Origin of the sequence: Novosphingobium sp. SG754, from assembly GCF_013149315.1 — a bacterium.
In the GTDB taxonomy this organism is placed as follows: Bacteria; Pseudomonadota; Alphaproteobacteria; order Sphingomonadales; family Sphingomonadaceae; genus Novosphingobium; species Novosphingobium capsulatum.
The window spans coordinates 213,443-238,553 of the sequence record NZ_JABGCC010000004.1 but is presented as its reverse complement, the minus strand read 5'-3'; the positions used below and the strand labels follow the sequence as shown (position 1 = coordinate 238,553).

Annotated in this window: 25 protein-coding genes; 22 read left to right on the top strand and 3 right to left on the bottom strand. The window is 64.8% G+C overall.

Features of this window, described 5'->3' with window-relative positions:
* Positions 1–83 precede the first annotated feature (83 nt).
* A complete protein-coding gene (gene prfB, locus FHW97_RS11795; RefSeq protein ID WP_062782098.1) occupies positions 84–1,211 on the top strand; it encodes a peptide chain release factor 2 in 1,128 nt (375 codons plus the stop codon).
* Positions 1,212–1,448: 237 nt separating this feature from the next.
* A complete protein-coding gene (locus FHW97_RS11790) occupies positions 1,449–2,858 on the top strand; it encodes a nitronate monooxygenase family protein (RefSeq protein WP_171799059.1) in 1,410 nt (469 codons plus the stop codon).
* An 85-nt stretch (positions 2,859–2,943) separates the two neighbouring features.
* Here the strand turns inward: FHW97_RS11790 and FHW97_RS11785 are convergent, their stop codons facing one another.
* A complete protein-coding gene (locus tag FHW97_RS11785; RefSeq protein WP_171799058.1) occupies positions 2,944–4,266 on the bottom strand; it encodes an ammonium transporter in 1,323 nt (440 codons plus the stop codon).
* Between the two features lie 68 nt (positions 4,267–4,334).
* Positions 4,335–5,363: a D-glycerate dehydrogenase gene (locus FHW97_RS11780; RefSeq protein WP_022676308.1), complete on the bottom strand. Its 1,029-nt coding sequence runs from the start codon at positions 5,361–5,363 to the stop codon at positions 4,335–4,337.
* Positions 5,364–5,570: 207 nt separating this feature from the next.
* On the opposite strand from FHW97_RS11780, the gene FHW97_RS11775 reads away from it, so the two are divergent.
* The gene (locus tag FHW97_RS11775; protein ID WP_022676307.1) at positions 5,571–6,071 is read left to right on the top strand and encodes an SH3 domain-containing protein; all 501 of its coding nucleotides are present in this window, start codon (positions 5,571–5,573) and stop codon (positions 6,069–6,071) included.
* Positions 6,072–6,161: 90 nt separating this feature from the next.
* Here FHW97_RS11775 and FHW97_RS11770 read toward each other — a convergent pair whose 3' ends face one another.
* Positions 6,162–7,358, bottom strand: coding sequence for an acetyl-CoA C-acyltransferase (locus FHW97_RS11770; protein ID WP_171799057.1), 1,197 nt, complete (start codon positions 7,356–7,358; stop codon positions 6,162–6,164).
* 227 nt (positions 7,359–7,585) lie between these two features.
* On the opposite strand from FHW97_RS11770, the gene FHW97_RS11765 reads away from it, so the two are divergent.
* The 19 genes from FHW97_RS11765 (at position 7,586) to FHW97_RS11675 (ending at position 25,073) form a co-directional block, all read left to right on the top strand.
* The gene (locus FHW97_RS11765) at positions 7,586–8,347 is read left to right on the top strand and encodes an A24 family peptidase (protein WP_253941751.1); all 762 of its coding nucleotides are present in this window, start codon (positions 7,586–7,588) and stop codon (positions 8,345–8,347) included.
* A gap of 251 nt (positions 8,348–8,598) precedes the next feature.
* On the top strand, positions 8,599–8,973 hold the full coding sequence (ndhC, locus tag FHW97_RS11760; protein ID WP_022676304.1) for an NADH-quinone oxidoreductase subunit A: 375 nt from the start codon (positions 8,599–8,601) through the stop codon (positions 8,971–8,973).
* Complete coding sequence (locus FHW97_RS11755; protein ID WP_022676303.1) at positions 8,970–9,527, top strand: NADH-quinone oxidoreductase subunit B family protein; 558 nt, start codon at positions 8,970–8,972, stop codon at positions 9,525–9,527. The genes ndhC and FHW97_RS11755 overlap by 4 nt, the downstream gene beginning before the upstream one ends.
* A gap of 13 nt (positions 9,528–9,540) precedes the next feature.
* Positions 9,541–10,272: an NADH-quinone oxidoreductase subunit C gene (locus tag FHW97_RS11750; protein ID WP_171799056.1), complete on the top strand. Its 732-nt coding sequence runs from the start codon at positions 9,541–9,543 to the stop codon at positions 10,270–10,272.
* A complete protein-coding gene (locus tag FHW97_RS11745) occupies positions 10,269–11,480 on the top strand; it encodes an NADH-quinone oxidoreductase subunit D (RefSeq protein WP_171799055.1) in 1,212 nt (403 codons plus the stop codon). Before FHW97_RS11750 ends, FHW97_RS11745 begins: the two co-directional genes overlap by 4 nt.
* On the top strand, positions 11,477–11,683 hold the full coding sequence (locus tag FHW97_RS11740) for a hypothetical protein (RefSeq protein WP_022676300.1): 207 nt from the start codon (positions 11,477–11,479) through the stop codon (positions 11,681–11,683). The genes FHW97_RS11745 and FHW97_RS11740 overlap by 4 nt, the downstream gene beginning before the upstream one ends.
* A gap of 1 nt (position 11,684) precedes the next feature.
* Positions 11,685–12,020: a nuclear transport factor 2 family protein gene (locus FHW97_RS11735; RefSeq protein WP_171799054.1), complete on the top strand. Its 336-nt coding sequence runs from the start codon at positions 11,685–11,687 to the stop codon at positions 12,018–12,020.
* A complete protein-coding gene (locus FHW97_RS11730) occupies positions 12,020–12,688 on the top strand; it encodes an NAD(P)H-dependent oxidoreductase subunit E (protein WP_054132225.1) in 669 nt (222 codons plus the stop codon). The genes FHW97_RS11735 and FHW97_RS11730 overlap by 1 nt, the downstream gene beginning before the upstream one ends.
* A 3-nt stretch (positions 12,689–12,691) precedes the next feature.
* Positions 12,692–13,984 (top strand): NADH-quinone oxidoreductase subunit NuoF, encoded by a 1,293-nt coding sequence (gene nuoF, locus FHW97_RS11725; RefSeq protein WP_054132226.1) that lies wholly within the window; start codon positions 12,692–12,694, stop codon positions 13,982–13,984.
* Complete coding sequence (gene nuoG / locus FHW97_RS11720) at positions 13,984–15,990, top strand: NADH-quinone oxidoreductase subunit NuoG (RefSeq protein WP_171799053.1); 2,007 nt, start codon at positions 13,984–13,986, stop codon at positions 15,988–15,990. The genes nuoF and nuoG overlap by 1 nt, the downstream gene beginning before the upstream one ends.
* Complete coding sequence (nuoH, locus tag FHW97_RS11715) at positions 15,987–17,033, top strand: NADH-quinone oxidoreductase subunit NuoH (RefSeq protein WP_168351301.1); 1,047 nt, start codon at positions 15,987–15,989, stop codon at positions 17,031–17,033. Before nuoG ends, nuoH begins: the two co-directional genes overlap by 4 nt.
* Positions 17,030–17,515, top strand: coding sequence for an NADH-quinone oxidoreductase subunit NuoI (gene nuoI, locus FHW97_RS11710; protein WP_022676294.1), 486 nt, complete (start codon positions 17,030–17,032; stop codon positions 17,513–17,515). Before nuoH ends, nuoI begins: the two co-directional genes overlap by 4 nt.
* A 12-nt stretch (positions 17,516–17,527) precedes the next feature.
* Positions 17,528–18,145: an NADH-quinone oxidoreductase subunit J gene (locus tag FHW97_RS11705; RefSeq protein ID WP_022676293.1), complete on the top strand. Its 618-nt coding sequence runs from the start codon at positions 17,528–17,530 to the stop codon at positions 18,143–18,145.
* The gene (nuoK, locus tag FHW97_RS11700; protein WP_022676292.1) at positions 18,145–18,450 is read left to right on the top strand and encodes an NADH-quinone oxidoreductase subunit NuoK; all 306 of its coding nucleotides are present in this window, start codon (positions 18,145–18,147) and stop codon (positions 18,448–18,450) included. Before FHW97_RS11705 ends, nuoK begins: the two co-directional genes overlap by 1 nt.
* 4 nt (positions 18,451–18,454) lie before the next feature.
* Positions 18,455–20,509: an NADH-quinone oxidoreductase subunit L gene (nuoL, locus tag FHW97_RS11695; RefSeq protein ID WP_171799052.1), complete on the top strand. Its 2,055-nt coding sequence runs from the start codon at positions 18,455–18,457 to the stop codon at positions 20,507–20,509.
* Positions 20,506–22,050 carry an NADH-quinone oxidoreductase subunit M gene (locus tag FHW97_RS11690; protein WP_022676290.1) on the top strand — a complete coding sequence of 515 codons (1,545 nt, stop codon included), beginning with the start codon at positions 20,506–20,508 and terminating at the stop codon, positions 22,048–22,050. The genes nuoL and FHW97_RS11690 overlap by 4 nt, the downstream gene beginning before the upstream one ends.
* Positions 22,050–23,513 (top strand): NADH-quinone oxidoreductase subunit NuoN, encoded by a 1,464-nt coding sequence (gene nuoN, locus FHW97_RS11685; protein ID WP_022676289.1) that lies wholly within the window; start codon positions 22,050–22,052, stop codon positions 23,511–23,513. Before FHW97_RS11690 ends, nuoN begins: the two co-directional genes overlap by 1 nt.
* Positions 23,482–24,267 carry a biotin--[acetyl-CoA-carboxylase] ligase gene (locus FHW97_RS11680; protein ID WP_022676288.1) on the top strand — a complete coding sequence of 262 codons (786 nt, stop codon included), beginning with the start codon at positions 23,482–23,484 and terminating at the stop codon, positions 24,265–24,267. Before nuoN ends, FHW97_RS11680 begins: the two co-directional genes overlap by 32 nt.
* Entirely contained in the window at positions 24,267–25,073 is an 807-nt protein-coding gene (locus FHW97_RS11675) for a type III pantothenate kinase (RefSeq protein WP_022676287.1), read from the top strand. Before FHW97_RS11680 ends, FHW97_RS11675 begins: the two co-directional genes overlap by 1 nt.
* The last annotated feature ends 38 nt before the right edge of the window (positions 25,074–25,111 follow it).

Here is a 25,111-nt window from a genome sequence, read left to right as displayed (position 1 = left end):
CCCGGCTGGGCCCCACGCGCACACCTTTACAAACGAGCCGGCTTCGCTAAGCGGCCAGTTCGTTTGTATGGAGTAAGACCGTCATGCGTGCCGAAGGGCAGGCTCATATCGACCGCATCGAGGCCGCACTCGCACTGGTGCGCAAGTTCCTCGACTGGGACCGCGCGGTGCGCCGGCTCGACGAACTCAACGCCCGTGTCGAGGATCCCAAGCTGTGGGATGATCCGAAGAAGGCCGAAGCCGTGATGCGCGAGCGTCGCCGGCTCGATGCCTCGATCGGCACCGTCAACCAGATCGGCCAGGAAATGGCTGACGCCATCGAGTTCGTCGAACTTGGTGAAGTGGAAGGCGATGACGAGACGATCGCCGAAGGCCTCGCGACATTGGCCGCGCTGGCCAACCGCGCCGATGCCGACAAGGTCCAGGCGCTGCTGGCCGGGGAAGCCGATGCCAACAACGCCTATCTCGAAGTGCATGCCGGCGCCGGCGGAACGGAAAGCCAGGACTGGGCCGAAATGCTCCAGCGCATGTACACGCGCTGGGCCGAACGCCATGGCTACAAGGTGGACCTGGTGGATTACCACGCCGGGGAAGCGGCCGGGATCAAGAGCGCCACGCTGCTGATCAAGGGCGAGAACGCCTATGGCTATGCCAAGACCGAAAGCGGCGTGCATCGTCTGGTGCGCATCAGCCCCTATGACAGCTCGGCACGGCGCCACACCTCGTTCAGCTCGGTCTGGGTCTATCCCGAGATCGACGACAACATCGAGGTCGAGATCAACCCAGCCGACCTCAAGATCGACACCTACCGCGCCTCGGGCGCGGGCGGGCAGCACGTCAACACGACGGACTCGGCGGTGCGCATCACCCACGTGCCCACCGGGATCATCGTGGCGAGCCAGAACGACCGCAGCCAGCACAAGAACCGTGCCACCGCGATGAACATGCTGAAGGCCCGCATCTATGAGGCCGAACTGGCCAAGCGCGAAGCCGCCGCATCGGGTGAATATGCCGCCAAGACCGAGATCGGCTGGGGCCACCAGATCCGCTCCTACGTGTTGCAGCCCTATCAGCAGGTCAAGGATCTGCGCACCGGCGTTGTCAGCACGAATCCCACCGACGTGCTCGATGGTGCGCTCGATCCGTTCATGGCTGCGGCGCTGTCGCAGCGCGTGACTGGCGAAAAGGTGGCGGTGGACGACGACGATTGATCGTTTCTGCCGGTTTGGAGAGGATTTTTGCCGGTTCGGCGCGTCATTTCGGCGCGCCAAAGGGGCAAAAGCACGAGACCGGACTTTCGCTGGCCGGCGTTTCGCCGTAAAACAGCCTATTCGGGTTTTTCATGTCCGGTCAGGCGCGCCGCGCACGGACGATCGCAAGGGATCGATCGGCCGTGCTGCGCTACAAGCCGGAAAACGCCACGCGCACGGGCGCGTCGAAGGAATGATATGTCTGCGTTCAAGGGGTTGAAGCCTATCCTCTATGGCGGCCGCGAAGTTTGGCCACTGGTGGAAGGCGGCAAGGGGGTTGCTGCCACCAATCACATGAGTTCCGGCGCCTGGGCCGCGGCGGGGGGAATCGGCACGGTCAGCGCGGTCAATGCCGACAGCTATGATGCCGAAGGCAAGATCATTCCGCAGGTCTATAATGCCCTGACGCGCAAGGAACGGCACGAGGAACTGATCCGCTATGCCATCGATGGCGCGGTGGAGCAGGTGCGCCGCGCTTATGACATCGCCAGCGGCAAGGGCGCGATCAACATCAACGTGCTGTGGGAAATGGGCGGCGCGCAGCAGGTGCTCGAAGGCGTGCTGGAGCGCACCCGCGGCCTGGTCTCAGGCGTGACCTGCGGCGCGGGTATGCCCTACAAGCTGTCGGAAATCGCCGCGCGCTTCAACGTCAGCTATCTGCCGATCGTTTCCTCGGGCCGCGCGTTCCGCGCCCTGTGGAAGCGCGCCTATCACAAGGTGGCGCACCTGATGGCGGCGGTGGTCTATGAAGACCCGTGGCTGGCCGGTGGGCACAACGGCCTGTCGAACGCGGAGAACCCGCGCCAGCCCGAAGATCCCTATCCCCGCGTCAAGGCGCTGCGCGACACGATGCGCGCCGAGGGCGTAAGCGATGACGTGCCGATCGTGATGGCCGGCGGCGTGTGGTTCCTGCGCGAATGGAACAACTGGATCGACAACCCGGAACTGGGTGCGATCGCTTTCCAATTCGGTACGCGGCCGCTGCTGACCGAAGAAAGCCCGATCCCTCAGGCGTGGAAGGACCATCTGCGCACGCTGGAGCCGGGCGACGTGCTGCTGCACAAGTTCTCGCCCACCGGCTTCTATTCCTCGGCGGTGCGCAATCCGTTCCTGCGTTCGCTGGAAGCGCGTTCCGAACGCCAGGTGCCCTATTCCAAGGTGGCTGCGGGCGAGCACACGGTGCAGCTGGACGTGGGCGTGAAGGGCAAGAACTTCTGGGTGGCGCCGGCCGATCTGGCCCGTGCCCGCGAATGGTTCGGCGCCGGCTATACCACCGCGCTGCGCACGCCCGATGACACGGTGATCTTCGTCAACCCCGAGGAACGCGACGAAATCCGCAAGGACCAGGCCGATTGCATGGGTTGCCTGTCGCACTGCGGGTTCTCGTCGTGGAAGGACCACGACGATTACACCACCGGGCGCCTTGCCGATCCGCGCAGCTTCTGCATCCAGAAGACCCTGCAGGACATCGCCCATGGTGGCGATATCGACCAGAACCTGATGTTTGCCGGCCACGCCGCCTATCGCTTCAAGCAGGACCCGTTCTATTCCAACAACTTCACCCCCACGGTGAAGCAACTGGTGGACCGCATCCTGACCGGCGACTGATCGCCATCAGGCCAAGCCATTACGAAAAAGCCCGGGATCACCCCGGGCTTTTTTGTTTTTGATGCAATGGCTTGCGCGTGGTTGTTCAGTCCTGCTGCGACATGGCCTCGCCATGGCAGATCGCGTCCAGGCCCGTCATTTCCTCGTCCCGCGTCACGCGCATGGGCAGGGCCATCGACACCATCAGTGCGGCAATCGCTGTGGCGATCGCGCTCCACGCGGCGACGGCCACCACGCCGACGGCCTGGCCCACCACCTGGTGCGCCAGGGTCATGCCCGGGCCATAGCCGGTGCCGCCGAGCGCGGGGCGGAGAACCAGCGCGGTGAGCATCGTGCCGGCAATGCCGGTCATGCCCTGGCCGGCAAAGACACCCAGCGAATCGTCGATCTGCAGATGGCCCTGGACCAGGCGCGCGGTGCCCTTGGCGACGAGTGCCGCGACAAGGCCCAGCACCACGGCCATGCCGGGGCTGGTATAGGCCGCTACCGGGGCGATCAGGGCCAGGCCAGCCAGCGCGCCGCGTGCCAGCCCGGTGGGGCCGGGGCGTGCGCCGCCGAGGCGATCTAGCAGCAGCCAGGCCAGCGCGGCCGTGGCGATGGCCACGTGGGTGTTGATCAGCGCCATGGCGGCATCATCGCCAGCGGCCAGCGCGCTGCCTCCGGCCATGGCCAGGCTGCCCAGCCAGACCATCGCGCCGCCCACCAGGGTCAGCAACGGAAAGCCACCGCTGCGCGCAGCAGCCTGGGCAAAGCGTTCACGCCGGCCCATCAGCAGCGCGACGACCAGTGCGGAAACCCCCGCGCTGGTGTGGACGACCAGCCCGCCGGCATAGTCCACCGTGCCAAGCCGCGTGGCGAGCCAGCCGCCACCCCAGATCCAGTGCGCGATCGGCGCATAGACCATCAGGCTCCACAGCGCGCAAAAGCCCAGCACCCAGCCAAAGCGGGCGCGATCCACCCAGGCGCCGATCATCAGCGCGGGGGCGGCGAGGGCAAAGACCATCTCGAACAGAGCATAGGCGCTTTCGGGCACCAGCGTATCGGCGCGCACGTTGCCCAGATCGATCAGCATCCAGGCACTGCCGCTGCCGAGCCAGCCATTGCTGACCGTGCCGAACGCCAGGGTATAACCCACCACGATCCACAGCAGGGAAACCAGCGCGGTGACCGCCACGGTCTGCGTCAGGACCGAGAGCATACTCTGCGTCCGCACCCGCCCGGCATAAAACAGGCCGATGCCCGGCAGCACCAGCAGCAGCCCGAGCAGCGTGGCGGCGAGAAGCCATGCGGTATCGCCGCTATCGGCGGGGTCGAGCCCGGCATCCTGGGCATGGGCAAGGGTTGGAACCAGCAGCAGGGCCAGCGCGGCCAGGGCGCGGGCCCCGTGATGTCGCAACGAATCGTTCATGGCGCAGCACCTTAGGCCCAAGTCTTTGACAAATCCGAAATGGTTAGCGGCGCGGTGACCAAGCGCCGCTAGGCCCAGCCCTCGATCACCTGATCGGGCGGGCGATGGCCATCGGCCCAGAAGCGGATATTGGCGATAACCTTGTCGCCCGAGGCGAGCCGCCCTTCGAACGTGGCGCTGCCCATGTGCGGCAGCAGGACCACGTTGGGCAACTGGCGCAGGCGCGGATCGACCTGGGGTTCGTGCGCGAAAACATCGAGCCCGGCGCCGCCGATCGCGCCGGCTTCCAGCGCGGCGATCAGCGCGGCTTCCTCGATCAGTTCGCCGCGCGCGGTGTTCACCACATAGGCGTGCCGCTTCATCATCGCGATGCGCCGCGCATTGATCAGATGGTGGGTTTCGCTCGTGTGCGGGCAATGCAGCGACAGAATGTCGGCGGTGCGCACCAGCGTGTCGAGATCGGCTTCGTAGCGCGCGCCCAGCGCTGCCTCTGCCGCCGGGGGCAGGCGGTGGCGGTTGTGATAGACGACCGCCATGCCAAAGGCGCGGGCGCGCAGGGCCACGGCCTGGCCGATTCGCCCCATGCCGATGATGCCCAGCATCTTGCCGCCCAGCCGGTGGCCCAGCAGGCTGGACGGCGACCAGCCTTCCCAGGTCTGTTCGCGGATCACGCGCTCGCCATCGGCCAGCCGGCGCGGCACCGAAATGATCAGTGCCATGGTCATGTCGGCGGTATCGTCGGTGAAGACGCCGGGCGTGTTGGTGACGATGATCTTGCGCGCACGCGCGGAGGCGAGATCGATATGTTCGATGCCTGCGCCGAAATTGGCGATCAGGCCAAGGCCAGGGCCAGCCGCCGCGATCAGATCGGCATCGATCGCATCGGTGACCGTAGGCACCAGGACATGCGCCTGCGCCACGGCATCGCGCAAGGCCTGGCGCGACATGGGGCGATCATCGGCATTGAGCGTGACGTCGAACAATTCGGCCATGCGCCGCTGCGTTTCGGGCAACAGGCGACGGGTCACGACGACGCGGGGCTTGCCATCGATACGGCGCGTGAGGCGCAAGTCTTGCGGGCGGGCGTGCTGGCTCATCCCCACTATGGCTATGCGCATGGGGTGGTGGTGGTCAAGCAGGACCAAGGGCGATATCCGATCGGGACCCGAATTTGTCGTGGCATTCGGGCTGGGCCAGGCGGGTGATCGCCGGCCGCAGCCATGCAGGCTGTTGCCCTTGCCGGCCAATGCTGTATCGCACCAGAGATTGCACGTCCGGGCGGGGGCGGCAGGAGAAGTCTTACCGTGATCCAGTTTCGCTTTATCATCCGTTCGGCCGCGGCGCTGGCACTGGTTGCCGGTGCGGTGGGCCTGGCCGGACGGCCGGCGCATCTGCACGCCGCCGATGATGGCAACAGCCCCTATTGGGCGTCGCTATCCAAGGACCAGACCAACATGCGCGTGGGGCCTGGGCGCGAATACCGCATCAATTGGGTCTATGTGCGCCGTGGCTTGCCGGTAAAGGTCTTGCGGGTGATGGGTGGCTGGCGCCTGATCGAAGATCCCGATGGCGCGCGTGGCTGGGTGCTGGCGCAGTTTCTCAGCCGCAATCGCGCCGCGCTGGTCAAGGGCGCGATTACGCCGATCCGCGCCAACAAGGATGGTAGCGGCCCAGTGCTGTGGCGCGCGGCGCCTGGCGTTCAAGCCGCGCTGGGCGATTGCCGCGATGGCTGGTGCCCGGTGGATGTCGGCGGGCGCCGGGGCTTTGTGGCGCAGGATGCGCTGTGGGGCGCGGGGACGCCTTGAAGGCTGCGATTTGGCTGCGTTTTCTTAGGTTTTCACCACCCCCCAACCCCCCTCCTCTGAAGAGGAGGGGGCGGAAGATTTCATCCGCTTTTAGACCAGTTCGACGGCGAGGGCGGTGGCTTCGCCGCCACCGATGCACAGGCTGGCCACGCCCTTGGTCTTGTCGTGGCGCTTGAGCGCGGCAAGCAGGGTGGTGACGATGCGTGCGCCCGAGGCGCCGATCGGATGGCCCAGGGCGGTGGCGCCGCCATGGACGTTGACCTTGTCGTGGCTGATGCCAAGGTCATGCATCGCGAACATCGCAACGCAGGCAAAGGCTTCGTTCACTTCGAACAGTTCGACGTCGTCGACGCTCCAGCCGGCCTTGTCGAGCACCTTCTTGATCGCACCGACCGGGGCGATGGTGAAGTCCTTGGGTTCCTGGGCATGCGCGGCCAGGGCCACGATGCGCGCCACGGGCTTGAGGCCCTTGGCATCGGCCACGCTCTGGCGGGTAAGCGCAAGGGCTGCCGCGCCGTCCGAGATCGACGAGGACGTGGCCGCGGTGATCGTGCCGTCCTTGGCAAAGGCGGGCTTGAGCGAGGGAATCTTGTCGGGGCGGGCCTTGCTCGGTGCCTCGTCGGTATCGACCGTCACTTCGCCAGCGCGGGTCTTGACCGTGACGGGGGCGATTTCCTCGACAAAGGCGCCATCGGCGATCGCGGCCTTGGCGCGGCGCAGCGATTCGATGGTGTATTCGTCCTGGTTTTCGCGGGTCAGGCCATAGTCGTTGGCAGTATCCTGGGCGAACGTGCCCATGGCGCGGCCGGCTTCATAGGCGTCTTCCAGGCCATCGAGGAACATGTGGTCATAGGCCGTATCATGGCCGATGCGCGCGCCCGAGCGGTGCTTCTTGAGCAGGTAGGGGGCGTTGGTCATCGATTCCATGCCACCGGCAATGGCGAGGTCGATGCTGCCGGCGGCCAGGGCCTCGGCGGCCATGATCACCGTCTGCATGCCAGAGCCGCAGACCTTGTTGACCGTGGTGGCCTGGGCCGACTTGGGCAGGCCGGCCTTGATCGCGGCCTGGCGGGCGGGTGCCTGGCCCAGGCCGGCGGGCAGCACGCAGCCCATGTAGACCCGCTCCACGTCGGCGCCGTCCACGCCGGCGCGCGCGACGGCGGCCTTGACCGCGGTGGCGCCGAGATCGGTTGCGGCAACCTCTGCCAGTGCACCCTGCATGCTGCCCATCGGCGTGCGCGCATAGCTGAGGATGACGATCGGATCGGCGGCGGAGAACTGGGCCATGGTAACAGGTCCTTCCTGTGCTAAACTGCCGCCCCGGCTGCGGGCGGGTGGCAGCGTCTTGTCGTTGCCAGCGCCGATGTAGAGACCGGGCGTGGCGATTGCAATTGAAGGCGGCCCTGCATTGCCGTTTCATGACGCATTGCAGCAATTCGGCAGACACCCTGGGGTGGGCTCGTGCTGCCGGGCATGGGGCGGGTGGGGGACGTAACGTGGGGTTTTCGGCGCAGATGCCGATGTTTACGGCCGTGGCGGGTATGCCGGCCTGGCTCTTGGTGACAATCGGCGCCATTTTGGGGGCAATCATCGGATCATTCCTGGGCACCGTGGCGGTGCGCCTGCCGGCCGGGCGCGGCATCATCCGCGCGCCTTCGGCCTGCGATGGCTGCCGCCAGCGCCTGGGCTTGTGGCACCTGGTGCCGATTGTTTCATGGCTGGCCCTGCGCGGGCGCTGCCAATCCTGCGCCGCGCCGATCGGGCGGGGGCAACTGGTGGCAGAGGTGCTGGGCGCCGCGATCGGCGCATTGGCATGGTGGGCACCGCCTGGCCTCGCCTTGCCGGCCATGGTGCTGGGCTGGCAACTCCTGCTGCTGGGGCTGCTAGATGCACGCTGTCTGTGGTTGCCGTGGCGCCTCAACGCTGCGCTGGCGTTGAGCGGAGTGGCGGCAGCCGTGGCGGACAACCGTTTGCCATTTGCGCTCGCTGGCGGCGGCCTGGGCTATGGCCTCTTGGCGCTGGTTGCGTGGGGCTATCGCCGGGTGCGCGGGCGCGAAGGGCTGGGCGGCGGTGATCCGCTGCTGCTCGGCGCGATCGGGTTGTGGGTGGGGCCGGTGGGCGCGGTGCATGTCCTGCTTGGCGCGGCGCTGCTCGGCCTTGCCGTGGCGGGCCTGATGGCCCGGCGAGGCAGCCGCATCGATGCAGCCACCAGATTGCCGCTTGGTACGTTCCTGGCCGCCGCGGCCTGGCCTGTTTTCGTGCTCGACCTGAGGTGAGGGTGCGCGGGGCGCCTTGTGCAGCATGCAATCGTGTGCGCAATTCCTGCAACTGACATCTCGCGATGCGGCAAGAGGTGGCTGGTTTGCCGGGCTTTTGGGCGAAATCCGGGGGTTCGTGCCTCGGTATTGTCACGATCTTGCCCAAATGGGTGGGGTCAACCCCCTTTATTGCGCTGCACCCCACTTGCGCATGGGCCAAGGCAGGACTAGTGCCCCGTGCCAAGTGCATTCCATCGCGAGTCAGCCCCTTGGTCGACCTCATCCAATATCTGCCGATCCTGATTTTCCTCGGGATCGCGCTCGCGCTTTCCACGGCCTTCGTGTTTTTGCCGATGGGGGCAGCCCGTCTGACGGGCACCCACAATCCCACGGCAGACAAGCTGGCCGAATATGAGTGCGGGTTCCCCGCCTTTGAAGACCCGCGCAGCCAGTTCGACGTGCGGTTCTATCTCGTTGCGATCCTGTTCATTATCTTCGACCTGGAAGCAGCGTTCCTGTTTCCCTGGGCGGTGAGCCTCAAGCAGACCGGTTGGGCCGGCTGGGCGACCATGATGGTCTTCCTGGCTGAACTGGTGCTGGGCTTCATCTATGCCTGGAAGAAGGGCGCACTGGATTGGGAATGAACGACATGGCTACTACCCCCGCTGTCTCGCCCGTCGCTGGCTCGCCGATCGTCGCGCCCGACCAGGCCTTTTTCGAAAGCATCAACGCCGAGGTTTCGGACAAGGGCTTTCTCGTCACCTCGACCGAGGAACTGTTCCAGTGGGCGCGCACCGGCTCGCTCTGGTGGATGACCTTTGGCCTGGCATGCTGCGCCGTGGAAATGATCCACGTCAACATGCCGCGCTATGACATGGAGCGGTTCGGCGTTGCCCCGCGCGCTTCGCCGCGCCAGTCGGACGTGATGATCGTGGCCGGCACGCTGTGCAACAAGATGGCTCCGGCGCTGCGCAAGGTCTACGACCAGATGTCGGACCCCAAGTACGTCATCTCGATGGGTTCGTGCGCCAATGGCGGTGGCTATTACCACTACAGCTATTCGGTAGTGCGCGGCTGCGACCGCATCGTGCCGGTGGATATCTATGTGCCGGGTTGCCCGCCGACTGCCGAGGCGCTGCTCTATGGCGTGATGCAGTTGCAGCGGAAGATCCGCCGCATCGGCACGCTTGAGCGTTGAGAGGGTAGGGCACATGGCCATTCTGCATTCCGCACCGCGCTATGCCCCCTTCGACGGGGTGAAGGACTCGCTCGCCACGGCGCTGGGCGACCTGGTGATCGAAGCCAAGGAAGAGCACGGCGAAATCGTCCTGCTGGTCGTGCGCGAGCGCATCCAGGACGTGCTGCGCACCCTGCGTGACGAGCACGAATACCAGCAGCTGATGGAAATCGCTGGGGCGGACTATCCGCAGCGGCTCGACCGCTTCGAGGTGGTCTATTGCCTCCTCTCGCTGACCCGCAACCATCGCCTGATCGTGAAGGTCCGCACCGACGAGTCCACCCCGGTTCCCACCGCCACCACGCTGTGGCCGGTGGCGGGCTGGCTGGAACGCGAAGTCTATGACATGTATGGTGTGCTGTTCGCGGGCAACCCCGATCTGCGCCGCATCCTCACCGACTATGGCTTCCAGGGGCACCCGTTCCGCAAGGACTTCCCGCTGACCGGCTATGTCGAGCTGCGCTATTCCGAGGAAGACCAGCGCGTGGTCTATGAGCCCGTGCGCCTGGCCCAGGACCTGCGCCAGTTCGACTTCATGAGCCCATGGGAAGGCGCCGACTACGTGCTGCCCGGTGACGAGAAGGCGGCGCAAGCTGCCGCGCCTGCACCGGTGGCCACGCCCAAGGACACGCCGACCCCGGCGCATACCGGTGGTGGCGCTGCGGCCAACAAGGAAGCGACCAAGCCCTCGGGAGACAAGGCATGAGCTTCTCGCTCGAACAGTCGCCCACCACGGGTGACGAGGTCATCACCAACTACACGATCAACTTCGGCCCGCAGCACCCGGCCGCGCACGGCGTGCTGCGCATGGTGATGGAGCTTGACGGCGAAATCATCGAGCGGATCGATCCGCACGTCGGCCTGCTGCATCGCGGCACGGAAAAGCTGATCGAGCACAAGACCTATCTCCAGGCGCTGCCCTATTTCGATCGCCTGGACTACTGCTCGCCGCTGGCGATGGAGCACTCCTACGTGCTCGCGGTGGAAAAGCTGCTCAACATCGCCGTGCCGCTGCGTGCGCAGTATCTGCGCGTGCTGTTTGCCGAGCTGACCCGCATCTGCAACCACATGCTCAACATCGGTTCGCACGTCATGGACGTGGGGGCGATGACGCCGAACCTGTGGCTGTTCGAAATCCGCGAGGATTGCCTCACGTTCTTCGAACGCGCATCGGGCGCGCGCATGCACTCGGCCTGGTTCCGGCCCGGCGGCGTGCACCAGGACGTGCCGCTCAAGCTGTTGACCGACATGGCCGACTGGCTCGACACGCGCCTGCCGCAGCTGTTCGACGACGCGATGAGCCTGGTGGTCGACAACCGGATCTTCAAGCAGCGCAACGTCGATATCGCCGTGGTGAGCAAGGACGATGCGGTGCGCTGGGGCTTTTCCGGCCCGATGATCCGTGGTTCGGGCATCCCCTGGGATATCCGCAAGGCGCAGCCCTATGACGTCTATAACCGCATGGAATTCGATATTCCGGTGGGCACGCGGGGCGATTGCTATGACCGCATGATGGTGCGCGTGGAAGAAGTGCGCCAGTCGGCCCGGATCATGAAGCAGTGCCTGGCGCAGATGCCCGAAGGCCCGGTGCACAGCGACGACCGCAAGGTGATGCCGCCCAAGCGCGCCGAGATGAAGAGCTCGATGGAAAGCCTGATCCATCACTTCAAGCTCTACACCGAAGGGTTCCACGTGCCGGCCGGCGAAGTCTATGTCGCCACCGAAAGCCCCAAGGGCGAATTCGGCGTGTACCTGGTCTCTGACGGCACCAACAAGCCCTATCGCTGCAAGATCCGCCCGACCGCGTTCTCGCATCTCCAGGCGATGGACTTCATGTCCAAGGGCCACATGCTGCCCGACGCGACCGCCATCCTGGGCGCGATCGACGTGGTGTTCGGGGAGTGCGACCGGTGAGCCGCGCGCAGATCGATCAGGTTTCGATCCTCGCCTGCCTGACTGGGCTGGTCCTGGCCGTGGCCTGGTTCATTGCCCTGGGCGTGACCGGCAAGGCGCCGGAAAGCCTGGCCATGCTGGCAAGCGCGGTGGGCGGTTTCGAACTGTTCCATTTTGGCCAGGGGCTGTGGTTCAACCGCGCCCGCCGGCGCAGGGGGCTTTGACATGGCTGGTTTGACCCAGATCGCCACGGCCATGATCGCGGCCTACAACGCCCAGGATGCCGACACTTACGTCAGCTACATGACCGACGATGCCTGCGAAGCGGGCTATCGCGGCGCCGTGGTGCGCGACGGCAAGGAAGGCACCCGCCGGGGCCTCAAGAAGATGTTTGCCGAGTTTCCGGAAAACCGCGCCGAGGTGATCGGGGCGAACGAGCTGGGCAATTATGTGGTGTTTCACGAGCGCGTCTGGCGCTCTGCCGCTGCCGAGCCGTTTGACGTGATTGCCGTCTACAGCTTCGTCGATGGCAAGTGCGCACGCGTGGAGTTCATTCGCTAATGGCTGATCGTCATCCCGAACCCGATAGCCCCGCGCTGCGTGCGCGCTGGGGCAGCTTTGCCTGGACGCCCGAGAACGCGACCAAGGCCAAGGAAATCATCGCGCGCTATCCCGCCGGGCGCCAGCGTTCTGCGGTGATGCCGCTGCTCGACCTGGCGCAGCGCCAGGTTGGCGCCGAAGAGAACACGCAGGGCTGGCTGCCGCTGCCGGTGATGGAATACGTCGCCGCGCAGCTCGACATGCCGATCATCCGCGTGCTCGAAGTGGCCACCTTCTACACGATGTACAACATCGCGCCGATCGGCCGGTTCCACGTGCAGGTCTGCGGCACCACGCCGTGCATGCTGCGCGGGTCTGACGACATCCTCGCCGCCTGCAAGGCCAAGGGCATGAAGAAGGGCCACACCACTGCTGATGGTCTGTTCACGCTGACCGAAGTGGAATGCATGGGCAACTGCTCGTCGGCGCCGATGGTGCAGATCAACGACGACAACTATGAAGACCTGACGGCCGAGCGGATCGAGCATATCCTCGACGAACTCGCTGCCGGGCGCCAGCCCAAGACCGGTACGCAAGAGCCGGGCCGCCACACCGTGGAACCGGTGGGTGGGCCGACCTCGCTGACGGCGATGGTTTCCGAAAACCACGATTATCGAGGGGAGTGGTAAGCCATGGCCCTTGCCGACAAGGATCGCATTTTCACCAATCTCTACGGCTATCAGCCGTGGAACCTGGCTGCCGCCCAGGCGCGCGGCGATTGGGACAACACCAAGGATCTGATCGCGCGCGGCCGTGACGCGATCATCCAGGAAATGAAGGACTCCGGCCTGCGCGGCCGTGGCGGTGCGGGCTTCCCCACCGGCATGAAGTGGTCGTTCATGCCCAAGGAATCCAAGGATGGCCGCCCCAGCTTCCTGGTGATCAACGCCGACGAATCCGAACCGGGTTCGTGCAAGGACCGCGAAATCATCCGCCACGATCCGCACAAGCTGATCGAAGGCGCGCTGGTCGCCGGTTTCGCGATGGGTGCGCGCGCCGCCTATATCTACATTCGCGGCGAGTATATCCGCGAGGCTGAAACGCTGTTTGCCGCCGTGGCCGAAGCCTATGACGCTGGTCTGCTCGGCAAGAACGCGGCCGGTTCGGGCTATGACTTCGACGTCTTCGTCCACCGCGGCGCGGGCGCCTACATCTGCGGCGAAGAAACCGCGATGATCGAATCGCTCGAAGGCAAGAAGGGCCAGCCCCGTCTCAAGCCGCCGTTCCCGGCCGGTGCCGGCCTCTATGGCTGCCCGACCACGGTGAACAACGTGGAATCGATCGCGGTTGCCCCCACCATCCTGCGCCGTGGCGCGGGCTGGTTCTCCAGCTTTGGCCGTGAGAACAACAAGGGCACCAAGCTGTTCCAGATCAGCGGGCACGTCGACAAGCCCTGCGTGGTCGAGGAAGAGATGTCGATCCCGTTCCGCGAGCTGATCGAAAAGCATTGCGGCGGCATTCGCGGCGGTTGGGACAACCTGCTCGCCGTGATCCCGGGCGGTTCGTCGGTGCCGCTGGTGCCGGCGGCCGAGATCATGGACGCACCGATGGACTTTGACGGTCTGCGCGCGCTGGGTTCGGGCCTGGGCACCGCGGCGATCATCGTCATGGACAAGTCCACCGACATCGTCCGCGCGATCAGCCGCCTGTCGTACTTCTACAAGCACGAAAGCTGCGGCCAGTGCACGCCCTGCCGCGAAGGCACCGGCTGGATGTGGCGCGTGATGGAGCGCCTGCGCACTGGCGATGCCGACGTGGAAGAGATCGACATGCTCTTCAACGTGACCAAGCAGGTCGAAGGCCACACCATCTGCGCCTTGGGTGACGCGGCCGCCTGGCCGATCCAGGGCCTGATCCGCCACTTCCGCCCCGAAATCGAACGTCGCATCGCCGCGCGCGCCGACGTTCGGGAGGCAGCAGAATAATGCCCAAGGTCAAAGTAGACGGCGTCGAACTCGAAGTTCCGGCCGGGGCCACCGTGCTCCAGGCCTGCGAACTCGCCGGCAAGGAAATCCCCCGCTTCTGCTATCACGAGCGGCTGAGCATTGCCGGCAACTGCCGCATGTGCCTGGTCGAAGTGAAGCCTGGGCCGCCCAAGCCGCAGGCGTCGTGCGCGCTTCCGGCCAGCGAAGGCCAGGAAATCCGCACCGACAGCGAAATGGTCAAGAAGGCGCGGGAAGGGGTGATGGAGTTCCTCCTCATCAACCACCCGCTCGATTGCCCGATCTGTGACCAGGGCGGCGAATGCGACCTGCAGGACCAGTCGGTGGCCTATGGCCGTGGCGGCTCACGCTATCACGAGCACAAGCGTGCCGTGACCGAGAAGTACATGGGCCCGCTCATCAAGACGACGATGACGCGTTGCATCCACTGCACCCGCTGCGTGCGGTTCTCGGAAGAGATCGCCGGCGTGGACGAGATCGGCGCGCTCTATCGCGGCGAAACCATGCAGATCAGCACCTATCTGGAAAAGGCCGCCAAGCACGAGCTTTCGGCCAATGTGATCGACCTTTGCCCGGTCGGCGCGCTGACCAGCAAGCCCTATGCGTTCGAAGCGCGCCCGTGGGAGCTGAAGAAGACGCTGTCGATCGACGTGTCCGACGCGATCGGCGCCAATATCCGCCTCGACAGCCGTGGCCGCGAAGTGCTGCGCATCCTGCCGCGCGTCAACGATGACGTGAACGAGGAATGGCTGGCCGACCGTGGGCGCTTCATGGTCGACGGCCTGACCCGCCGCCGCCTGGACCGTCCGTGGCTGCGCCGCGACGGCAAGCTGGTTGCCGCAACCTGGGCCGAGGCCTTTGCTGCGGTTGCCTCGATCAACCCCGGCTCGTCGGTTGCGGTGGTTGCCGGTGACCTGGTCGATTGCGAAACGATGTTCGCCGCCAAGTCCCTGGCCGGTGCGCTCGGTTCCTCGCTGCTCGAAGGGCGGCAGACCGGCATGGCTTACACCACGTCGAGCCTGGCGGCCGTGGCGTTCAACTCGACCCTCGCGGGTATCGAGGACGCCGACGCGATCCTGATCGTGGGCAGCCAGATCCGTTCCGAAGCCCCGCTGTTGAATGCACGCCTGCGCAAGGCGGCCAAGCGCGGCGCCAAGGTCTTCGTGATCGGCCCGGTGTGGGATACGACGTTCCCCGCCACGTTCCTGGGCGACGATGCTGCCACGCTGGCCAACCTGCCGGCCGAAGTGGCCGACGCGTTTGGCGCAGCGGCCAAGCCGGCGATCATCATCGGCGGTGCTGGCCTCGCCAAGGGCGCGCTGGAAGCGGGCCTGGGCTTTGCCAAGCGTTTCAATCTGGTGCGCGACGGCTGGAATGGCTTCAACGTGCTGCACATGGCGGCAGCGCGCATGGGCGGGCTGATGCTGGGTTATGCCCAGCCGGGCGGTCTGGCTGATCTGGTGGCGGCCAAGCCCAAGATGGTCATCTCGCTGGGCGCGGACGAGGTCGATTGGACCAAGTTTGCCGACAGCATGATCGTGCACATCGGCCACCATGGCGACAAGGCGGCCCATGCGGCTGACGTGATCCTGCCCGCCGCTGCGTTCAGCGAAAAGGACGGCACTTACGTCAACACCGAAGGCCGCGTGCAGTTTGCCGAACGCGCCGTGTTCGCCCCGGGCGAAGCGCGCGAAGACTGGACGATCCTGCGCGCGCTGGCCGATGCCTTTGGCGTCAATGTCGGGTTCGACAGCTTTGAACAGCTGCGCGCGGCAATGATCGCGGCGGTGCCGGCACTGGGCGTCGAAGGTCTGGCCGATTACGGCGCGCTTCCCACGGCTCCGGCCAGCGCGGATTGCACCGGGACGATCGCCTATCCGATCGCCGATCCCTATCTGACCAACGCCATCGGCCGCGCCAGCCCCACGCTGCAGCGCTGCTCGAGCGAACTGCTCCACGGTGAACTTCAGGCGGAGGCCGCGGAATGACTGCGTTCTTTCAAGGCCTTGGCCTGCCCTTCGCGGCGGCCTGGACCATTTCCACGATCTGCGGAATCCTGCTGATCGCGCTGCCGGTGATGCTGGCAGTGGCCATGGTCATCTATGTCGACCGCAAGGTCTGGGCGTCGATGGCACTGCGCCGTGGCCCCAACGTGGTGGGTCCGTTCGGCATTCTTCAGTCGTTTGCCGACGGCCTGAAGGTGTTCCTGCAGGAAACCATCATTCCTTCGGCGGCGAACAAGGGCCTGTTCCTGATCGCGCCGATCATCACTTTCACGGTGGCGCTGCTGGCCTGGGCGGTGATCCCGTTCAATTCGGGCGCGATCCTGGCCAACATCAACGTCGGCCTGCTCTATATCCTCGCGATCTCCTCGCTCGGGGTTTACGGCATCGTCATCGCGGGTTGGTCGTCCAACTCGAAGTACCCGTTCTTCTCGGCGATGCGCGCATCGGCCCAGATGATCAGCTACGAAGTCTCGATCGGCTTCATCCTGGTCTGCGTGGTGCTGTGGGCCAACTCGTTCAATCTCAACGATATCGTCAAGGCGCAGCACGGCTTCGGCTTTGGCTTCATCAATGGTTTCTGGTGCAGCCCGCTGCTGTTCCCGATGTGGGTGATGTTCCTCATCTCCAGCATGGCCGAAACCCAGCGCGCACCGTTCGACCTGACCGAAGCGGAAAGCGAACTCGTCGCCGGCTATCAGACCGAATATTCGTCGATGGCCTTCGCCCTGTTCTGGTTGGGTGAATACGGCAACGTGCTGTTGATGTGCGCGCTCAACGCCACGCTGTTCTGGGGCGGTTACCTGCCGCCGGTGGAACTGGCGATCCTCTACCTGATCCCTGGTTGGATCTGGCTGATCCTCAAGATCGCTTTCGGCTTCTTCGTGTTCAGCTGGGTCAAGGCGACGGTGCCCCGTTACCGTTATGACCAACTGATGCGCCTTGGCTGGAAGATCTTCCTGCCCGTCTCGCTGCTGTTCGTGTTCCTCGTCAGCGGCTACCTCATGGCTACCGGACACTTCGCATGACTGTCGGACAGCTCGTCAAGAGCTTCACCCTCTGGGAGTTCGTGAAAGCGCACTGGCTGACCCTGAAGTATTTCTTCAGGCCCAAGGCGACCGTGAACTACCCGTTCGAGAAGAACCCGATCTCGCCGCGCTTCCGTGGTGAACACGCCCTGCGCCGTTATCCCAACGGCGAGGAACGCTGCATCGCGTGCAAGCTGTGCGAAGCGGTGTGCCCGGCGCAGGCGATCACGATCGAGGCGCAACCGCGCGAGGACGGCAGCCGCCGCACCACGCGATATGATATCGACATGACCAAGTGCATCTTCTGCGGCTTTTGCCAGGAAGCATGCCCGGTCGATGCCATCGTCGAGGGGCCCAACTTCGAATACGCGACCGAAACGCGCGAAGAACTGCTCTACGACAAGGCCAAGCTTCTGGCGAACGGGGACAAGTGGGAGCGGGCGATTGCCGCGAACCTTGAAGCCGATGCACCGTACCGGTAAGGGGCGCGCGTCATGATCCAGGCAATTGCCTTTTATCTCTTTGCCACGCTTACGATCTTTTCGGGCGCGGTGACCATTCTCGCCCGCAATCCGGTGCACTCGGTGCTCTGGCTGATCCTGGCGTTCTTCAACGCTGCTGGCCTCATGATCCTGATCGGCGCCGAGTTCATCGCGATGCTGCTGGTGATCGTCTATGTCGGCGCGGTGGCGGTGCTGTTCCTGTTCGTCGTCATGATGCTCGACATCGACTTCGCGCAGCTGCGGGCCGGCTTCATCAAGAACTTCCCGCTCGGCTTTGCCCTGGCCTTCGTGTTCCTGGCCGAACTGGTCATGGGCGTGGGCGCCTACAAGGCCGGTGGCCTGGTGCTGGGTACGCCTGATGCGGCGACTGCACCGGTGGCGGGGCTGTCCAACACGGCGGCCATCGGAGCGCTGCTCTATTCGCGCTATCTCTTCCTGTTCGAAACCGCCGGTATTATCCTGCTGGTGGCCATGATCGGCGCCATCGTGCTGACCCATCGCCAGCGTGGCGATGTGCGCGGCCAGAAGCCGAGCAGCCAGATCTCGCGCCGTCCGGAAGAGGCGACCATCAATCTTCAGCCGGAAGTCGGGAAGGGGGTAACGCTCTGATGATCGGCATCGAACATTATGTCTTCGTCAGCGCGATCCTGTTCGTGCTCGGCGTGCTGGGGATTTTCCTCAACCGCAAGAACGTCATCATTCTGCTGATGTCGATCGAGCTGATCCTGCTGTCGGTGAACCTCAACCTGGTCGCTTTCAGCGTCTTCCTGCATGATCTGGTCGGCCAGATCTTCGCGATGTTCGTGCTCACGGTGGCAGCGGGCGAAGCGGCGATCGGTCTTGCCATTCTTGTCATCTACTTCCGTGGCCGCGGCACGATTGCCGTCGACGACGTCAACCGGATGAAGGGCTGAACCCATGTCGTCCATCAACGTCATCGTCTTCCTGCCGCTTCTGGCAGCGATCGTTGCCGGCCTTGGCAACAAGAAACTGGGCCTGATCCCGTCGAAGGTGATCACCACCGGCGCGCTGTTCTTTTCCTGCGCGCTGTCGTGGCCGATCTTCCTCTCGTTCCTGGGCGGCCATGCCGAAGCGAGCGTTACGCCCGTGCTGCACTGGGTGAAGTCGGGCGATCTCGATTTCCTCTGGGCGCTGCGCGTCGATACGCTCACCGCGATCATGCTGGTGGTGATCACCACCGTCTCGTTCCTCGTGCACCTCTATTCCTGGGGGTACATGAGCGAGGAACCCGATCAGCCGCGCTTCTTCGCCTATCTGTCGCTGTTCACCTTTGCCATGTTGATGCTGGTGACGGCCGACAACCTGGTGCAGATGTTCTTCGGCTGGGAAGGCGTGGGCCTGGCCTCGTACCTCCTGATCGGCTTCTGGTTCCGCAAGCCCAGCGCCAATGCCGCCGCGATGAAGGCCTTCGTGGTCAACCGCGTGGGCGACCTTGGCTTCATGATGGGCATCTTTGCGACGTTCCTGGTGTTCCACACCGTGTCGATCCCACAGATCCTGCACGATGCGCCAGCCGTCCTTTCGGGCTCGACCATCGGTTTCCTGGGCTATCGCCTCGATACCGCCACGGTGATCTGCATCCTGCTGTTCATCGGCGCGATGGGCAAGTCGGCGCAGCTCGGCCTGCACACCTGGTTGCCTGACGCCATGGAAGGCCCGACCCCGGTGTCGGCGCTGATCCACGCGGCCACCATGGTGACCGCCGGCGTGTTCATGGTTTGCCGCCTGTCGCCGCTGTTCGAACTGAGCCCGACGGCGACCAGCTTCGTCACCTTCATCGGCGCGATGACCTGCTTCTTTGCCGCCACGATCGGCACGACGCAGACCGACATCAAGCGCGTGATCGCCTATTCGACCTGCTCGCAGCTCGGCTACATGTTCTTTGCCGCCGGCGTTGGCGCCTATGGCGCGGCGATGTTCCACCTGTTCACGCACGCGTTCTTCAAGGCGCTGCTGTTCCTGGGTGCCGGCTCGGTGATCCATGCCATGCACCACGAACAGGACATGCGCTATTACGGTGGCCTGCGGAAGAAGATCCCGCTGACCTTCTTCGCCATGATGGCCGGCACGCTGGCCATTACCGGGGTGGGTGCATTCGAGATCGGTTTCGCCGGTTTCTTCTCGAAGGATGCGATCATCGAGGCCGCTTGGGCCAAGGGCACCGAACTCGGGCACTTTGCCTTCTTCATGGGCGTGTTCGCCGCGCTGCTCACCAGCTTCTATTCGTGGCGCCTGGTCTATCTGACCTTCTTCGGCAAGCCGCGCTGGGAACAGTCGGAGCATATCCAGCATGCCGTGCACGATGCGCATGGCCACGGCGATCATGGGCATGATCACGCCCACGCGCATGGCCACGATCATCATCACCATGACGAACACAGCGACGGCACGGCGGGCTATCACCCGCACGAAAGCCCGCTGGTCATGCTGGTGCCGCTGGTCGTGCTGTCGCTCGGCGCCATCTTCGCAGGTTGGGTGTTCGCACACGCGTTCATCAGCGAAGGGACGGGTGAGTTCTGGAAGGGCGCGCTGGTCTACAGCGAGCACCTGATCCACGCCGCGCACCATGTGCCGACCTGGGTGAAGTGGTCGCCGTTCGCGGTGATGGTCACTGGCTTCCTGATCGCGACTTATGCCTATGTCGTGAACCCGGCGTTCCCGGCGGCTTTCGTGAACCAGTTCGGCTTCCTCTACCGCTTCCTGCTCAACAAGTGGTACTTCGACGAACTCTATCACTTCATCTTCGTGCGCCCCGCGCTGTGGCTCGGCCGCGTGTTCTGGAAGGTGGGTGATATCGGGATCATCGATCGCTTTGGCCCGAACGGCGCCGCCTGGCTGGTGGCGCAGGGCAGCCGCGGGGCGGTCAAGCTCCAGTCCGGATATCTCTACAGCTATGCGCTGGTCATGCTCGTCGGTCTCGTCGGCGCGATCAGCTGGGTGATCGCACAATGACCGGCTTTCCGATCCTTTCGCTCATGCTGCTGGTGCCGCTCGTCGGCGCCGGCCTGGTCCTCAAGGCCAACCGCGAGCAGGCCCGCCTGATCGCGCTGATCGCCACGCTCATCGATTTCGTCCTGGGCGTTGTCCTGTGGATGCACTTCGACGTGGGCGGCGCGCAGTGGCAGTTCCAGGAGCGGGCCGCGCTCTTTTCCGGCTTTGAATGGAAGCTGGGCATTGATGGCATCGCCCTGCTGCTGATCGCGCTGACCGTGTTCCTCATGCCGATCTGCATCGGCGCCAGCTGGAACTCGATCGAGAAGCGCGCCGGTGAATACTACGCGGCGTTCCTGCTGATGGAGACGCTGATGATCGGCGTCTTCACCGCGCAGGACCTATTCCTGTTCTACATCATGTTCGAAGCCGGCCTGATCCCGATGTATCTGATCATCGGCATCTGGGGCGGGGCGGACCGCATCTACGCCAGCTACAAGTTCTTCCTCTACACGCTGCTCGGCTCGGTGCTGATGCTGATCGCGATGTTCTGGATGGTCAACGTGGCCGGCACCAGCGACATCCCGACCCTGATGGCCTACAACTTCCCGGTCCATGCGCAGACCTGGCTGTGGCTTGCATTCTTTGCCAGCTTTGCGGTGAAGATGCCGATGTGGCCGGTACACACCTGGTTGCCCGATGCCCACGTGCAGGCACCCACCGCCGGCTCGGTGATCCTGGCGGGCGTGCTGCTCAAGATGGGTGGCTACGGCTTCATCCGCTTCTCGCTGCCGATGTTCCCCGAAGCCTCGGCGCAGTTCGCGCCGCTGGTGTGGGGCCTGTCGATGGCGGCGGTGGTGATCACCTCGCTGATCGCGCTGGTTCAGCAGGACATCAAGAAGCTGATCGCCTATTCCTCGGTCGCGCACATGGCGATCGTGACCATCGGCCTCTTCGCGTTCAACACGCAGGGTCTCGAAGGCTCGATGCTGATCATGCTCAGCCATGGCCTGGTGGCCGGCGCGCTGTTCCTGGGCGTGGGCGTGATCTATGATCGCCTGCACACCCGTGAAATCACGCGCTATGGCGGCCTTGCCATCAACATGCCGTACTACGCGCTGTTCATGCTGCTGTTCACCATGGCCTCGATCGGCCTGCCGGGCACCAGCGGGTTCGTGGGTGAATTCCTCTCGCTGATGGGCGTTTATGCCGAAAGCAGCTGGGTGGCGCTGGTGTGCACCACCGGGATCATCCTGGGTGCGGCCTATATGCTTTACCTCTATCGCCGCGTGATCTTTGGCGACCAGAAGAACGCCGACGCTGCCGCCATGCTCGATCTCGACAAGCGCGAGTGGGCAATGATGGTGCCGCTGGCCGCCGTGGTGCTGTGGATGGGCGTCTATCCGGAAAGCTTCCTGGCGCCGATGCGCAAGGATATCGCCGCGCTTGAAGCGCGCGTGGCCCCGGCCAAGCCCAAGGGCGACGCGCAACTGAAACTCGGGGTGGCCCAGCCGGTTGGTGCCGCTGCCCATGAAGAAGCCGCGCACGGGGAGGCGCACTGATGGAACTGCTTCGCTCTCTCCAGATCACCCTGGCCGAGGAAGTGCTCAGCATTTCCGGCCTGATCCTGCTGCTGGTGGCGGCCTGGGCCGGTGACAAGGCTTCGCGCCTGATCTCGATCCTGTCGGTGGCGGTCCTGACCGTCTGCGCCCTGATCGCCGCGCCCGCGCTGTGTGGTTCGGCGATGGGCCCGGCGGTGACGGCCTTTGCCGGCCAGTATCATGCCGATGCCTTTGCCGCCTTTGCCAAGCTGCTGATCTATGCCGGTGCCGGCGTGACGCTGATCGTGGCGCCTGCGTTCTTTGAACGCGTGCGCGGCATGCGCGCGGAATTTCCGCTGCTGGTGCTGTTTGCCGCGCTGGGCATGGGGATCATGGTGTCGGCCGGCGATCTTCTCGCGCTGTATATCGGTCTCGAACTCAACAGCCTTGCTTCGTATGTCCTGGCCTCGATGCTGCGCAGCGACGAACGCTCGGCGGAATCGGGCCTCAAGTACTTCGTGCTTGGCTCGCTCGCCTCGGGTATCCTGCTCTATGGCGTCAGCCTGACCTATGGCTTCACCGGCACGACCAGCTTTGAAGGCATTCGTCTGGCGCTCAGCCATGGCCTGTCCACCGGCGCCACTTTTGGCGTGGTCTTCGTGCTGGCTGGCCTGGCGTTCAAGATCAGCGCCGCGCCGTTCCACATGTGGACGCCCGACGTTTACGAAGGCGCGCCGACCCCGGTGACGACCTTCTTTGCCACGGCGCCCAAGGTCGCTGCGCTCACGCTGCTGATGCGTGTCAGCCTCGAAGCATTCGGCACCCAGGTCCACGCCTGGCAGCAGATCGTGATCTTTGCCGCGCTGCTGTCGATCGTGATCGGCGCGCTGGGTGCGATCGGGCAGAACAACATCAAGCGCCTGATGGCCTATTCGTCGATCAACAACGTTGGCTTCATGCTGATCGGCCTGGCCTGTGCCAACCAGCCGGGCGCGGCCGCGATGCTGGTCTATCTGGCGATCTACGTGGCGATGTCGGTGGCGGGCTTTGTCGCCGTGCTGATGCTCAAGGACGCCGATGGCGAGCCGGTGGAAGCGATTTCCGACATGGCCGGCCTGTCCAAGACGCGCCCGGGCCTGGCCGCAGCGCTGGCTGCGGTCATGTTCAGCCTGGCCGGTATCCCGCCGCTGTTCGGTTTCTGGGGCAAGTTCGTGGTGTTCCAGGCGGCCGTGCAGGCCAATCTGCTGGCGCTGGCCGCGATCGGTATCGCTGCCTCGGTGATCGGCGCGTTCTACTACCTCAAGGTCGTCAAGGTGCTTTACTTTGATGAGGCGACCGACAAGGTGACGGGCAAGAGCGAACTGGCCCATACCGTGTTGCTGGTGGTGGCCACGCTGTTCATTTCGCCGCTGGGCTACCTGCTGACCAACTGGCTGCACGTGCTTGCCGGCAATGCGGCAGCCGCGCTGTTCCACGTGGCCTGAGCCGCCCTTGCTCGAATACGTAAAAGAAATCCCCTCCACCAACGCGGCCCTTGTGGCGCGCGCTGGTGGGGGGGATTGCCTTTTGGAGGGGCACTGGCTGATCGCCGATCGGCAGAGCGCGGGGCGCGGCCGATCCGGCCGGGTGTGGAGCGATGGCTTCGGCAACTTCATGGGCTCTACCGCCGTGCAACTGGCGGCCCATGAAACCGCGCCCCAGACATTGGCGCTGGTTGCCGGCCTGGCGCTGTGGGATGCGGTGGCCGGCGTCGCACCGGGGCTACCCGGACTGTACCTGAAATGGCCCAACGATCTGCTGGTGGGCCAGGCCAAGCTGGCGGGTATCCTGCTGGAACGGGTGGGCCAGACCGTGGTGGTCGGCATCGGCGTGAACCTCGCCGCCGCGCCCGATGTGCCGGGGCGGCAGACCGTTTCCCTTGCGGCATTGGGCCACGCTATTGCGCGTGATGCCTTTGCCGCGGCCCTGGCAAGCGCCTGGGCCGCGCGGCTTGGCGCCTGGCATGCCGGGCAATGGCCTATCTTGCGCAGCGCCTGGGAAGAGCGGGCGGTGCCGCGTGGCACGCTGGTTTCCGTCAACGATCGCGACCATGGCATGATCATGGGTGCCTTTGCCGGCATCGATGCCGATGGCGTGGCCCAGTTGCGCCTGGCCGATGGCCGCACCCTTGCGATTCATGCCGGCGATGTCGATCTGGTGGGTGATCCCACGCCACCAGCGGCCCAAGGAGATGCGTAATGCTGCTGGCGGTTGATGTCGGCAATACCAACGTGGTGTTTGCCCTGTTCGAGGATCGCACGATCCGCGCGCGCTGGCGCGTGGCCACCGATCCGCGCCGCACGGCCGACGAATACGCCGTGTGGCTGCTGCAACTGATGCAGATCCAGGGCTTTGCGCGCGATGCCGTGCGCCAGATCGTGATTTCCACGGTGGTGCCGCGCGCGCTGCACAACCTGCAGGTTCTGGCCGACAAGTATTTCGGCCTGGAAGCGCTGGTGGCGGGGCAGGGCCTGGCCGAATGGGGCTTTGTCGCCGATGTGGACGAGCCACGCTCGCTCGGCGCGGATCGCGCGCTGAACGTGATTGCCGGCCATGCCGCCCATCCCGGGCAGCACCTGATCATCATCGATTTCGGCACGGCGACGACGTTTGACTGGGTAGACCCACAAGGCACCTACAAGGGCGGGATCATTGCGCCGGGGATCAACCTCTCGCTCGACGCGCTGGTGAGTGCGGCGGCGAAATTGCCGCGCATCGCCATTTCCGTGCCGCGCCAGGGCGAAAGCGTGATAGGGCGCAACACCGAAGACCAGATGCACATCGGCGTGTTCTGGGGCTATGTTGCCATGATGGAAGGCCTGATCGCCCGGATGCGCGCCGAAATCGGCCAACCGGCCAAGGTGATTGCCACGGGCGGGCTGGCCGTATTGTTTGACCGCCACACGCGGATTTTTGACCATGTCGACCCCGACCTGACGTTGGACGGCATGGCCTTGCTTGCAGAGCGCGCCATCGCGGCCGCCCAGAACAGGACACAAGAGTGAAGCCCGGAAAGGAATTGCTGTTTCTCGCCCTTGGTGGT